11 protein-coding genes are annotated in these 14,042 nt (G+C 31.1%); 7 read left to right on the top strand and 4 right to left on the bottom strand.

All coding sequences use genetic code 11. From position 1 onward, the window contains the following. The first annotated feature begins 230 nt into the window (after positions 1-230). Together CLOCEL_RS13210 and CLOCEL_RS13205 are read left to right on the top strand one after the other, a co-directional pair. Positions 231-479 carry a hypothetical protein gene (locus tag CLOCEL_RS13210; RefSeq protein WP_010075623.1) on the top strand — a complete coding sequence of 83 codons (249 nt, stop codon included), beginning with the start codon at positions 231-233 and terminating at the stop codon, positions 477-479. A 102-nt stretch (positions 480-581) separates the two neighbouring features. After that, positions 582-1,394: a hypothetical protein gene (locus tag CLOCEL_RS13205; protein WP_010075622.1), complete on the top strand. Its 813-nt coding sequence runs from the start codon at positions 582-584 to the stop codon at positions 1,392-1,394. A 69-nt stretch (positions 1,395-1,463) separates the two neighbouring features. Here the strand turns inward: CLOCEL_RS13205 and CLOCEL_RS13200 are convergent, their stop codons facing one another. Next, a complete protein-coding gene (locus CLOCEL_RS13200; RefSeq protein ID WP_010075621.1) occupies positions 1,464-1,793 on the bottom strand; it encodes a hypothetical protein in 330 nt (109 codons plus the stop codon). 72 nt (positions 1,794-1,865) lie between these two features. Further along, a complete protein-coding gene (locus CLOCEL_RS13195; protein ID WP_010075620.1) occupies positions 1,866-2,726 on the bottom strand; it encodes a helix-turn-helix domain-containing protein in 861 nt (286 codons plus the stop codon). A 527-nt stretch (positions 2,727-3,253) separates the two neighbouring features. On the opposite strand from CLOCEL_RS13195, the gene CLOCEL_RS13190 reads away from it, so the two are divergent. After that, positions 3,254-8,920: a pectinesterase family protein gene (locus CLOCEL_RS13190; protein WP_010075619.1), complete on the top strand. Its 5,667-nt coding sequence runs from the start codon at positions 3,254-3,256 to the stop codon at positions 8,918-8,920. A gap of 338 nt (positions 8,921-9,258) precedes the next feature. On the opposite strand, the gene CLOCEL_RS13185 is transcribed toward CLOCEL_RS13190, so the two are convergent. Further along, positions 9,259-9,429 carry a zinc-ribbon domain-containing protein gene (locus CLOCEL_RS13185; protein ID WP_010075618.1) on the bottom strand — a complete coding sequence of 57 codons (171 nt, stop codon included), beginning with the start codon at positions 9,427-9,429 and terminating at the stop codon, positions 9,259-9,261. Positions 9,430-9,770: 341 nt separating this feature from the next. Here CLOCEL_RS13185 and CLOCEL_RS13180 point away from each other — a divergent pair, with 341 nt between their 5' ends. Next, entirely contained in the window at positions 9,771-10,271 is a 501-nt protein-coding gene (locus CLOCEL_RS13180; protein ID WP_010075617.1) for a hypothetical protein, read from the top strand. 741 nt (positions 10,272-11,012) lie between these two features. On the opposite strand, the gene CLOCEL_RS13175 is transcribed toward CLOCEL_RS13180, so the two are convergent. Further along, a complete protein-coding gene (locus CLOCEL_RS13175) occupies positions 11,013-11,192 on the bottom strand; it encodes a transposase (RefSeq protein WP_010075616.1) in 180 nt (59 codons plus the stop codon). 128 nt (positions 11,193-11,320) lie between these two features. On the opposite strand from CLOCEL_RS13175, the gene CLOCEL_RS13170 reads away from it, so the two are divergent. Genes CLOCEL_RS13170 through CLOCEL_RS13160 form a run of 3 tightly spaced genes read left to right on the top strand, consistent with a single transcriptional unit; the run spans position 11,321 to position 14,010 of the window. Continuing rightward, complete coding sequence (locus tag CLOCEL_RS13170) at positions 11,321-11,710, top strand: hypothetical protein (RefSeq protein ID WP_010075615.1); 390 nt, start codon at positions 11,321-11,323, stop codon at positions 11,708-11,710. 32 nt (positions 11,711-11,742) lie between these two features. Further along, positions 11,743-12,738 carry a 3-oxoacyl-[acyl-carrier-protein] synthase III C-terminal domain-containing protein gene (locus CLOCEL_RS13165; protein WP_010075614.1) on the top strand — a complete coding sequence of 332 codons (996 nt, stop codon included), beginning with the start codon at positions 11,743-11,745 and terminating at the stop codon, positions 12,736-12,738. Between the two features lie 45 nt (positions 12,739-12,783). Further along, complete coding sequence (locus CLOCEL_RS13160) at positions 12,784-14,010, top strand: ACP S-malonyltransferase (RefSeq protein ID WP_010075613.1); 1,227 nt, start codon at positions 12,784-12,786, stop codon at positions 14,008-14,010. Positions 14,011-14,042 lie beyond the last annotated feature (32 nt).

The following is a 14,042-nucleotide window of genomic DNA, read 5'->3' as shown; positions in this document are numbered from 1 at the left end:
GATTCAAAAGAGTAACTTTTACTATTTAAGATTCTTTTATATGAAGTTTAGAAGAACTTAGACAAACAGATGAAAATATATTGAAAATATTGTAAGATTAGATAGCTAAAGGTATAATTAGGAAAACTGATGATGAATTATATGAAAATTCAATATGTCGGAAATTCCGATGAACTGATGATGATAGAAAAGAATATAACACTAAATCTAAAAATTAGGAGGATAAAAGTATGAAAAGTGCTGATAGATTTTTTCCTTGGCTATTAATAGCGTTAGGGATTGTACTGTTTACTTTGGGTTCATTGGGAGTTATAGGTGGGATTATTTTATTTTTATGGGCTATGGTATATTGCTATAAAAATAATAGAAAGTTAGAATTTGGTATAATCTGTGCTGTTATAGGTGTAGCATTAGTAATAAGTATTATTTCATTGGTACTTTACACAAATGTTACTACGCAAGGTATTATAACTAAATGAGGTTAAATCGATTTAATTCCGAAGGTTAAACTGATTCAATTTTTTCAGAAGTATATAATGTTAATAATATATTGATTAATTTATATGCAAGGAATGATAAATATGGGGATTACAATTTTTGATGTTGATAAGATAGTAGATTATTTAAAACCTTTTAGAGAAAATTTAGATTCGGTATATAGTTGGGATACTCCCTCAGATAAAAATTTAATGAAAGCAATTGAGAGTGGAGTGTTGAATGATGAGCAATCTAATTTTTTATCATTACAAGAAAATACGTTTCTTAGAAATGTTGAATTAAAGAAAATATTAAGAGAAGTACTTAGTAAAACCACCTCAGTAGATATTAAAAAAGATATTTATAGGTGGATTGTTAAAGAATGGGGTGGAATTGATGTTAAAAATATAGACAAGTTATATACAACGATTAATAAATATTTAGATGTTAATAAAAAGGTAAATAGCGAGTTTTTTAATTCTATTTCAAGTAATTCAAAAATATTAAGTTTTTTATACCCTGAGAAGTATATTATCTATGATGCGAGAGTAGCTTATACCTTAAACTGGATTATTTTAAAGACAGGTGCAGCAAAAGTTTTCTTTCCTATGCCATCAGGGAGAAATAGTAAATTAACAGCTATAGATATTTCAACATTAATCAGGCTTACTAGAACTGAAAGGTACATTGATAACTTTGGAATTAAGAATATGATTGATAATTCTGATAAGAATATATTTGTGAAAAAAACAGTAGCTTATGATATTATGTGTAATTTAGTAAAAGAAATAAATAATAGACTATGGGAGGATGAAAAAAGAAATTATCCGTTTTTTACTGAAATGCTATTATTTGCATTAGCTGACAAAGAGGTTTTTTTAGACGTGCTAGAGTCTTGCAGCCTCAGTATTAGATAAATGATTATTAATAAATAGTTCGTGGTTAGCTTATAAATGAGGTAGAAGGGTGCAACTTACTAAAGAAAGCTAAGAAGTTAGAATAATAGTTTTAGATATTTGAAAGGGCCTTAGGGCTCTTTTTCTTATTACTGAGAGAAGTGAGACAATGGTAACAAGAGGAAGAAAGTCAAAATCGTTAACATTGAAGGTACTTGAAGGAAATCTAGGGAAAAGAGCGTTAAATAGGTGCTTTTTAATACTCATTTTTAGGAGGTAAACCAATGAAAATCCCTTTTTATCAAATAGATTTGAAGCAAGAATTGCACCTATACCAGATAGAGTGAAGGCTTTTTTACTTGAAGAGGATTTTAATATAATCAATAATGCAGGAGTTGTAGGCAATGAATAAACAAGCAATGAGAACTACTGCTGTTTATGCGTGTGTGAGAGTTATTTCAGAAACAAAAAGATAATTAGAAAAACTAACAATTAATTATCCTTTTGTTTTGAATTTAGTTTTCTATATTTTGATGGCGACATAGAAGTGAAGGAATTAAAAACTCTAGTAAAATGTATGGTTGAGTTAAATCCTACAACTTCACAAATTTCATAGATTGGTAGTGAGGTTTCTATTAAAAGATATTGGGATTTTTTTATTCGTTCGCTATTTATAAATTGTATAAGGTTAAAACCAGTTACATCTTTGAAAACTCTACTAAGATAGTATGGGCTAATAAGAAATTTATGTGCTAAAATATCTAAATTTAAAACTTTATCGCAATTATCCGTAATATATTGAGCTATTTCAGACACCTTTTTATGTAGGGCACTAGGAAATTCTAAATAGGATACATGTCCCTTTTCTAAGTGTCTATTTATATTAATTAAAAGTTCAACAAGCAATAGCTTAGAGTAAGTTTCATAGGAAGAGAGGCGATTATTATTTTCATGAATCAGTTTAGTAAACAGGACTTCAAAAGTGTGTTGGTTTTGTATACTTAAGTTAATTATTGAAATATCTTTTTCAAAGGTAGATAGCAATTCAGTGAACTCTTCTTGAGGAATGATATCCTTTAAAATATGTTCTTTAAAACCTACTAACACTCTCTCGTAATTAATTGCTCCAGCGTAGGTTGTTTTATGAAATACTCCCTTATTTATAAGGACAATATCACCTTTTTTTATATAATAAGAACGATTATTTATAATATAATATCTTTCGCCGTAAAGTTGATAGTATATTTCATAGTAATCATGGGAATGTTCACGGGGCATTGTATAAAACACCTTTGAATTTACTTTTTCAATAAAAAATGAATCGTCGTAGGGGGTTAGGCCTTCCTTTAGCATTAAATCACCTCTAAAAATTAATAACACTTATATTAATAAAAGCAAAATATGTTTGTATTTAATAATTTTCGCAAAAAATGTAATGGTAAATTGGGAATATATATATATAATTATAACTTGAATAATAACAAATTTTGTTTAGGTACTATCGTTTTAATGTAGCTAATATTAGAGAAAGTTATAAAATGTATAGCTTTTCAAATAAAGTATAATACAATATAGATTTCATTACAACTATAGAAGAAAGTATGAATTTCTTTATAAAAAGACGTAGGTTTTTCTATATTATGAAAACGATTAAGATTACAATGAATTCTTTAGTTTTCTTTTTTATAGACTTTGAAAACAGTTTGCTAATTTTAAAACAAGCGCTATTAGAAAAAACTTAAAACTATAATTCTTAGGTTTTTTAAAATAAAACAATTTTGTTATCAAAATGAAGGGAGTTGATAATTAGGTTACAATCTGAGTTTGAAATAGAAGGATACTATTTCGTGAAAGTTTATATACTTATAGGGGGAGTGAAAATGCAAAAAAAATCAAAAAGGATTATTAGCAATATATTGATATTAGTATTACTTTTTACAACATCTTTCAACAATATTACAATATTTGCTGCAGATATGGCTAATGACAGAAAAATTGATGTATGGGATTTCGGGGGAGTGCAAACTTCAGGAGATTTATACAACAATGTTATTTCAACAAGTACTCTTGATAATCTAACTACAATTACAGCTGGTAAATTTGCAGGTGGAAAGACTACCTTTGGAGATTTATCAATAATACCAAATATAACTGATAGATCTTATTATAATAACTCTGAGGGTACCCCAGGTAAAAATTCCTATGGTACATGGGGCAATGCTGCAAAGATATATAATGATGGGTATACTTCAGCTGGAGGTTACTATTGTAATGGTACCACAGGCGGATTTTCAGGTGCAAATAGATTTTTAACTATTGATAATGTTGTTGCTGGAGACAAGTTAAGCGTATATGGTGGTACAAGCAATGGAAATGAAAAAATTCATTTACTTTATTTAGGTACAGATGGTACGCAGGATACAGCAGTTGATTTTACTATAACAGCATCAAGGGCTGATTTAGTAGCTAAATATTCTGGATCATATAGAATTTATGTTTCTTCCGCTGCAGGGGGTAAGCCTTATTTCCATAGAGTAGTTAGGACTCCTGGAGTTAAGATAAGTGGTAAAGTAAACTTAAATGCCAATTCTACTTCTGCAGATTTTACTTTTGTTAATCAGACAACAGGCGATGCAACAGATATAAAAGTTAAAGCAGATAATACATTTGATACAGTTCTTGCTGCTGATTATAAATATACTGCAGTTCTTAAGGGGGATATTAGCTACAAAATATCCAAGGAAAGTAAGGTTGTGGAAATATTAACTTCAGATATTTTAACAGGAAAAAGTAATGTCAATTTAGATGTAGTTGCTAATCATGTGGCTACCATTGCTGGTAGTTTTAAAGGGTTTGACAATAGTTATAATGTAAGCAAGCTTCAAATGAAATTAGTACCTGATAAGGAAAGTCTATCTTCTGAAGTTACTGCTACGGTTGATACTACAGCTAAGACTTTTACAGCAATTGTTGAACAAGGAGTACAATATACAGCTGTTATATCAGGGATAAATGATTATGAAATCATAGATGGTGCTAGTGTAAATATCAGCACAAATACAACAAAAGATATTACGGTTGCTAAAAAAGCAGTATATACTGCAACAGGTAACTTCTTAAATTTATCAGAAACAGCTAAAATTCAAAGTATTTCTTTCACTAACGTTGAGGATGGATATAATTACACTGGTAATGTTGTAGGTGGAGGATACTCTGTAAGTCTTAGAAATGGTGCTTATACAGTAAATCCTGAATGTACTGAAAAATACCAGACAAGTACTCATGTGGTTGTTAATGGTCAAAATACTACAAAGGATATTAAGTTTAATCAAGTTATTGATGGAGTTCAAGAACTTCCTAGAGTTCCTGATTTATATGTTGGTGACAGCTCAAAGGATAACAACTTTAGTACAGTTAAGGAAGCACTTGATGCTGCTGCTAAGATGAATCCAACTAGTGAAGCAGAAAGAATTACAATTCATATAGCGCCGGGTACATATAGAGCACAATTGAAAATATCAACTCCATATATCACTCTTGTAAATTCTAATCCAAGTCAAGAGGTTAAACTTACTTGGTATTATGGCTTTGGATATGAATACTACAGCGTTGGGGCTGACGGATTTTATAATGAAGATCGTTCTTTTGATAAATATTCAAAGCGTCATGTAAGTGATGGTAAATGGGGTGGCTCAGTTTACTTAACAAGTGCTGCTAAGGAATTTAAAGCTGAAAACATTGTTTTTGAAAATTCCTTTAACAAATATATTACTAAAGAGGAATTAGCAGATGGAGTTGTTCTTTGCAAGACTTTCCCACAAAGTACAAGCATAAATGTGGAAAGAACAGCTAATCTAGACGTTACTTCAAAAGCAGCTACAGAAAGAGCCGCAGCTATGATTATTGATGCCGATAATGTAGAATTCAATAACTGCAGTTTTATTGGAAGTCAGGATACACTTTATACTGGTATTAGCGGCGCTAACAATCAATATTTTAAAGATTGTTTTATAGAAGGTAATACAGATTATATATTTGGAGATGGAAATGTAGTATTTGATAATTGCAAATTAAACTTCTGTGGTTATAGTGACCAAGCTTCAGCTGGTTATATAACAGCTGCTAAAGATACTGCAACATATGGATATCTATTTAGAAATAGTACAGTAACAGCTAAGAGTAAAAATAAACAGACAGCAGGTTTCTTTGGAAGACCTTGGGGACCAAAGGCAAGAGTTAAATTTGCAAACACTAAACTTGAAAGTAGTTCTATAATAGATCCTAAGGGTTGGACTGACATGAGTGGTGCTACACCTGAAAATGCTGACTTTGCTGAATTTAATACCACTTATAATGACGTAAAGGTAGATACAACAGCAAGAAGATCACCAGTATTAAGTGATGAAACTTCTATTGCAAGCATTGAAAATTATTTTGGAGGTTGGATTCCAAAATATTATACAGGTAAAATTGGTCCAGTAAAGGAAGTTTTTGAATGGAAATCTATAGAATTTGGAGCTTCAACTTCATCAGATAATAATACTGTTGTAGTAGATGATACAAATAAAACAGTAACTGTTACTGCAGGACTTAAGGATGGAACTAAAACTGGTGGTAAGATTACAGGTTCACAAGATGGTATATCTTACTATTATACTGAGATTGACCCTTCAAAGAACTTTGAAATTTCAGCAGATGTAAAAGTAAACTACTTTGCAAAGCCAAATCCTGATGGACAAGAAGGCTTTGGATTAATGGCAAGAGACTCCATTGGTAAAAATGGTGATGCAAGTGTATTCGCATCTAACATGGTAATGGTAGGTGGGTACGGTGGATCTAAAAACGTAGCATTAATCCAATCAGTATTTAGAAACAATGTAAAAGATAGTTCAGGTATGGGTGCTGTTATGGAAGACATAACTAAATTTGGTGATCGTCCTGCAAATGATGGTACAGCTACTTATAAATTGACAATGAAGAAAACTAATACAGGTTATCATGTATCAGTAAATAACGGTAAAGAAAAAATATACTATAGACCAAAACAATTAGAAGTATTAGATAAAGATAAGATTTATGTAGGATTATTTGCAGCTCGTGTTGCTTCAATAACAGTATCTAATATAGATATGAAAACATCCAATGTGGAAACGGATCCAGTGGGAGTGCCAGAGCCACCAAGACCTACGTTACCTGCTGTAAGTGCTACTTCACTTGATGCAACTTCATCAACAAGCTATGCACTTAAGGCTACACCTAATGTTAAAGGTAATTTACAAGTAAAATTAGCTGGAACAGAAATTTATAATAAAGAGGTTGAAGGAAACAAGGAGTTTGTTTTAAACACTACATTAGTAAATGGTGAAAATACCTTTGATATAACATTTACACCAGCTTCAACTGAATTTGTTAGTAGCTTTGATCCAATAAATATTAAAAAGCTAGTAACAGTAAAGAACTATGGAGTTCCAGGAGGAGCAATCTACGTTTCTCCATCAGGTACTGCAAATGCTGCAGGTACAGAAAAGGATCCAATAGATATTTACTCAGCAACGAAGTTTATTTCTGAAGGACAAACTATATATGTTCGTGGAGGAACTTACAACTTAACAGTACCTCTTATAATAGCGAGAGGAAATAACGGAATAGCTGATAAACTAAAAGTACTTTCAGCATATCCAAATGAAAGACCAGTATTTGATTTTGGGACTAAGTCTCAAGGTTTCAACTTAGATGGTGACTACTGGAATGTATATGGCATTGATGTTACTAAAGCTGCTTCTGCAGGATTCAGAATATCAGGTAATAACAATGTTGCGGAGCTTGTAAATACTTATGAAAATGGAGATACAGGATTCCAAATAAGCGGTTCCGCTGCAGAGAGCAAGGATAAATGGCCAGCAAACAACCTTGCATTGAATTGTACTTCTTATGATAATAGAGATGCTTCAGAAAACAATGCAGACGGATTTGCAGCAAAAATTACTGTTGGTGCAGGAAATGTATTTAGAGGATGTATAGCTCATAACAATACTGATGATGGATGGGATTTATATTCTAAGTCTGAATCAGGTCCAATAGAACCAGTAGTAGTTGAAAATTGTGTAGCCTACGGAAATGGTGCTTTAACTAATGGTACCATGACTAAAGGCGATGGTAATGGATTTAAGCTAGGTGGAGAAGGTTTAGCTGTTAAGCATATACTTAGAAACAGCTTAGCCTTTAAAAATAAGAGCAATGGAGTTACAAATAATAGTGATCCAGCTGTAATTATTGAAAATGTTACATCTGTAGATAATGGAAAATCAAATTTTGAATTCCACTACTATAGTAATCCAAAACCAACTATAACAACAAGTGCTAAGAACAGTATTTCCTTTAGAACTTCATCAGGTATATCAGATGATATGCCAAACCTTGCAAGTGAAGATAACTACTTCTATTTCAGTAATGATGATGCTTCTAAAAATATAAGTGGAAAGCAACTTTTAGCTAGTGATTTCAAGAGTGTTACTGCACCTACAGAAGTTACTAGAGCAGCAGATGGAAGTATTATCTTAGGAGACTATATGGTACTTGCTTCAAAAACAGTATCAATAGCTTCTATAATATCTCCAGCGGCAGTAAAAGTAACTAAAGGAAATACAGTTATATTACCACAAACTGTAACAGCAGTATACAGTGATGAAACTCAAAAGGAAGTAGCTGTAGAATGGGGAAATGTAGATACAAGTACTGTAGGAACTAAAATAGTAGAAGGAATAGTAGAAGGTTATGCTAGAATGGTTACTATTACAGTTAATGTTGAAGCGGCAGTTGAGGAAGCTTCAAATCTTAAACCAGGTAAATTAGAAGATAAAATAATTGATAACAATATTAGACCAGAAGCTTTAAAAGAAATAGTAATAAATGCTAAGCCAGAAGATAAGATAATAATTAATGCTCAAGAAAAACAAGTGGCTAGTGCAGAAGTATTCAAGGCATTACAAGGAATTGATAAGGAAGTGAGCTTCAGATTACAGTCTCAAGGAAAGACAATAATTTGGACTTTCAATGGCAAGGATATAAAGGATGTAAATACAAGTGTAGATTTATCCTTAAATTTAGAAATCTTGAATAAGGATGCAATCAATAGCATAGCTTCAGATGCAGAGATAATATCCTTTAAAAATCATGGAGTGCTTCCAGCATCAATGAAGGTTTCTATATCAGTTGATACTAATAAGTTTGACATAATTAAGCCTATTTATGTCTATTATTATAATGAAACAACTAAAAAGGCTGAGCTTGTTGGTGATGGATTAAAGGCATATAAAATAGGCGAGGTTTATTTTGTTGATGTAATACTAACACACAACAGTGACTACTTTATGACAGGTACAAAAGTTGTTGAGGCTGAAATAAAGCAAGACACAGAAGCAAAATCAGAAAAGGTTGAGACTCTTGTACAAACAGGATCTTTCCTAGACTTAAATGTACTTGTTTTAAGTGGTATAATTATAATGGGAATAGGTTTTGTAATGTTAAGAAAAAAGAAAGAAAATTAAAAAGCTAGACAATAAAAATATAGTCCTTCTTAATTGAAGGATGTATTTTTATTTTATCTATTAGAGCATATAAATTTTAAAAGTGCCACGCGCAGAATTTTTGACGCTTACCAAGTATCCCTGGTTTTCTTTATATATCCAAATTGAAATTATACTTCATTAACTTAATATGAACACAAAGAGAACTACAAATCTGTTCAACATTTAATTAGGAACAATCAATATCATTGATATTATCATCAATCAAAAGCTCAGCAGCAAACTTGTCGGCTTCTGTATTTTAGGAGAATTTAAAAACCCTGCAGAAATAAATCTGCAGGGTAACAGTAAATAGATTATTATCTTCTAAAGCCTCTATTATTGTTGTTTTGTTGTTTTCTTGCTTTTCTGCAATCAGCACATCTTTGTGGCTCATTATCGAATCCTTTTTCTTTATAGAAAGCTTGTTCACTCTCTGTAAATAAGAATTCCTTTCCGCAGTCTTTACAAACTATTGTCTTATCTGCCATTTCAACATTCCTCCTTTTCCTAAATATTAAGATCAAAAACAGATTAACAAGTATATTCTAAAAAGAGGATATGTTTGTTTATCATATTAAGTCTTAACAACAAATGCAAATTCGCATCCGCTGCTTATTTAATATAACACAGTATGAAAAAGTATACAACATGTTTTTGTGAAAGTGTATATTTTATTATGATTTTGTGTTATACTATTTAAATAGGAAAACAATGCTATGAGTAAGCTTTTTATATAATAGTGAAAGTGTTATGCCACCTTAAAAGAGGTGGCTTTTTTACCAATTATGAGGCTCAAAGCTAATAACTATATTAAGAAAGGGGCTTGTTCATGTTCAAAGCAAAACATTCCAGAAAAAGTGCGGTATCTATAAAAATGTTTATAAAAGAATTCGGGGAGGACTTCCCAGCGCATGTGAAGGAAAGATTGATGGACCTTGAAGTCAGGTGTTTTTTAACGAGAAAAGAGATTGCTTACAGATTCGACTTGAAGCATGTTGAGCATCTGCAGTATCAAACTACTTCCGATGAGGTGGAGTCTTCAGCACCTTGCAGTAAGGAATATGCCTATGGACAATTTGTAGTGCTTGATGGAAAGCTTTATTTTTCAGAGAGCTGCCTTGAAAATAAGGATATAATGCAATCTCCTATGGTTAGTATTATTTACAATGCTTTAAATAGTGAAGAAATTATTGAATTAACTAATCTGAAGAGGCTTGATGATAATAACATTGATTTCGTTGTAGACAAGATATTGTCTTCATGCCCAGAAGTATCTCAGTCGTATATCGATATTACACAAGGAATGATATCGAGGTCAAATAACAAGTAAATTCATTAGCATTAAAATAACTTAAAAAAATTTTTTCTGCGTAAACTTTAAAGTGCATTATTTTATGAAATGATGTCAATATTTAATAGTGAATAAATCGAAGATAAGTAGAAAGTTAAAGATAGTACTCATCTTTGGTAATGATGTTATAATTGACAAGCTAAAAGAAATAAGTATATAATTTGCAAATGTTTTGCCACCTTGATTAAGGTGGTTTTTTTTATTGAATATCTATTGGAATACTTTTGTTTTACGTTATCTTATACCTTTACATATCCAAATTAAACTTATACTTCCCTAAATCGCTTGTTATAAGTTTTATGCCAAGATACTCACATAACTCAAAAGCATCAGAAGTCGAATAAAGTGATTCTTATATATGAATTGTAGAAGAACTTATCCACACGGATAAGCATAATTTAAACATTTAACATTAATCCAGGTTGAGTAAGAATCAAATCTATAGCTGTTTTCACATCTAATATCTTTGGAAGAGATGTTTCATTATCATCATTTAAATATTTATTTTTGAACTTGTTCAGGAGTTACGTATTTAGCATCTCGAATAAGTTCTCTTTTTATTGTTTAATTTTAACACTTTTACTATCCTAATAGAACCATAAACACCTCCACTTTCTTTTAAAAACTGAAATCTTATTTTTTCCTTTGTTTCAAGAAGACCTAGTATTTTTTTATAATTGGAGCCCTTTTTTAACTCAAGATTTTCTTGCTTGAATTTATTTATTTCATACTAATATAAATAAATTGAGGATCTATGTCCAAGTAACGCACTTTTCCATAATCTTCATATTCACTTATCCATACATACAAATAATTGTAATGTATCCATAGTTCTTTTGTTACATCAGAAACTGACATATTACATTCAAGAACTAATTTCACAGTAACAATTTTAACCATATATAGACATCAAGAAGAATCTAGAATCTAACTTAAATGGTGTATGTTGACTAAAATATACAAAAAGTGCTATCATTATAATGATCCCAACTATTTTGGGAAATAATATTAAATATGGGGTAAATTTTATGAAAGAACAGTTTGAGTCCGAATTTTGCAGTGTTATCTACAAATCTAGCGAAAAGGTTGTATTGCTAACTTGGAAAAAATTTTGTGCATATGATGATTATAGAAATCCGACAACTTTTGCTTTAGAACTTTTAAGGAAGTATAAAGATAGTCAGTTTGTAGTAGATGCAAGAAATGGTTTTGAAGATGATAAAGCGGATGTAGAATGGGGCTTTAAAGTGTTGTTACCTGAAATGTCTAAGACGACATGTAAAAAGGTAGTCTTTATTTTAAATGAGGTTTCAACAATTGAAGATGAAATGAACATGTGGAAAAAAGAATTTAATAAGTATTTTACTGTGAAAGACGTGTTATCTTATGATGAAGCAATCGCGTATTTAAAAGCTTAGGATATAAGATAAAAATGTAATAGGTGTAAAAAATGAAAATTACAGGGATAGAAGTTGTAAAAGGTAAAAATAAAATACCAGTAGAGCATTTTATTGACCACTTTAAAAAACAAGGAAAAGATGTTGAGATTTTATTAAGATATATATTTGGGAGAGATGCCATTTGTACAGCTGATAAAGATGAAACTAGTTTTACTATGGCATTAGAAGCATGCCAAAAGGTATTAGCATCTACACATACTTCAATGAATGAAATTGATTTACTTATATTTTCTGGGTTTATGCCTGAATATACTATGCCACAACTAGCGCTTATGTTACATGATGAGTTAAATGGTAAAAAAGACTGTCTTTGTTTTGATATGAATGCAAATTGTATTGGTATGATTAGTGCATTAGAACTAATAGATGGCTATTTTGCTGGAAGAAGTCATATGAAAAAGGCTTTGCTTGTTGGTTGTGATGATATTAGATTTTTAGAAGATGAAAATAATGCATTAGCATATGGTGTATATGGTAATGTCACATGTGCTGCAGTTATTGAGTGTTCTACAGATGTAAGTTATATGATTGATCGAAAATATACAGTAACGCATTTTGAAGAAAAGGATATTGAGAAAAATAGTGTTCTCTATCCAGAAGCTGGTTTTTCAAAGGTACTTACTCCTAATAATCCTGTGGCAGCTAAGTTTAAATGGAAACAATTCGAATCAGATGAATTATATGCAGATGGACGTGCTTCTATTAATGAGGTACTAAAAAAAAATAATATAAAGGTTGAAGATGTATCACTATTTTGTTTGTCGCAGCTTTCGCTTAAATATGTCAATATGTTTAGGGAATTTTTTGATATAGATGAGATTAAGTGTCCATATGTGGCTAGAAGTTGCGGTTACAGTGGAACAACTAGTCCATTCTTGGTGTTATATGAGGCAATTCAAAAGGAACAAATTAAGCGTGGTGATTTAGTTGTTATGTGGACATTAGGCATGGGTAGTGATGATATTTGTACTTTATTTAAATATTAAATATTAAATAATAATAAATATAGGATCAGTATAGGAGTTAAAAAGATGAAGCATAAAGTTGCAATAGTATTCCCAGGTTCTGGTTCTCAGTATGTGGGGATGGGGAAGCGTTTTTATGATGAATATGAAGTTGTTAGAAATACATACAAACAGGCGTCAGAAATTTTAGATAAGGACTTTGAAAAAATCTCCTTTAAGGGTGGAGTTGTCAAGCAAAATAAAATAGAAAATTTATTACCATCTATTTATGTAACAAGTGTTGCAATGGCCAGAGTATTATTGGATGAATATCATTTTGTACCATCTTGTCTAGCAGGTCATAGCTTAGGAGAATATTCTGCATTAACAGTATCAGGTGCGCTACAATTTGAAGAAGCACTTAATATAGTTCAATTAAGAAGTAATTTAGCTAAAGAAGTGGCTATTAAACAAGATGCAGGGATGGCGATCATAAATGGGATGGCAACAAAACGAGTAGAGGAAATATGTAGAGTCTGTTCACAGGGAGAGCATTATGCATTTATTGCATGCTATAACTCTGAAGAACAGGTTCTTATTTCTGGAAATAATGATGTGTTAGATGAGATACTAGAGAAAGTGAAATTAGAAGGCGCCAATGTTATCACTATGATAGGTAGTGCACCATATCATAGTAAATTGCTCAAGGAAGCAGCAGAGGAATTAAGAGGTGCCTTAGAAAATTGTCATATTAATGCACCTAAGTGGAATGTCATTTCTAACAGAACAGTAAGACCTTTTAGAAGTCGTGAGGATATTATTACTCACTTGGTTGAGCAAATGTATCAACCTATTTATTGGGGAAAAGTGATGCAAGTTCTTAGAACAAAATCAGATATGATTATTGAATGTGGTCCTAATGCTGTTTTATCAAAAATAATAAAAGAGTGTACGAAGTTAGAAGATGTGTATTCATTAGATACAGAAGAAGAATTACTTAAAGTACAAGATCAGAAATGGCAGTTTTATAATCAGATAAACTATGTTGGTTTGTGTTTAAAGCATATTGCAAGTTCACCTAATTTATGTGATGTCCAAAACTACCCTGTTGAAGATGTGGCAAACATGTATAATAAGGTCTTAGATGTAGACGAAAAGCTAACTAACGGTAATGGTGCTTTAACGTTAGATATAGTAAATCAGTTAGAACAAATGGTTCAATGGGTGTTAGGTGCAAAAAAAGTACAAACAGAAGAAAAACTTGAGAGGTTGAATGAAATAAGGGCATTAAGAAAGAGTATGCAATTAACTTAATAAATGATTAGAACAATAATAGAGAATAGGTT

Source organism: Clostridium cellulovorans 743B (assembly GCF_000145275.1).
In the GTDB taxonomy this organism is placed as follows: Bacteria; Bacillota; Clostridia; order Clostridiales; family Clostridiaceae; genus Clostridium_K; species Clostridium_K cellulovorans.
This window is presented reverse-complemented; position numbering and strand designations above follow the sequence as displayed.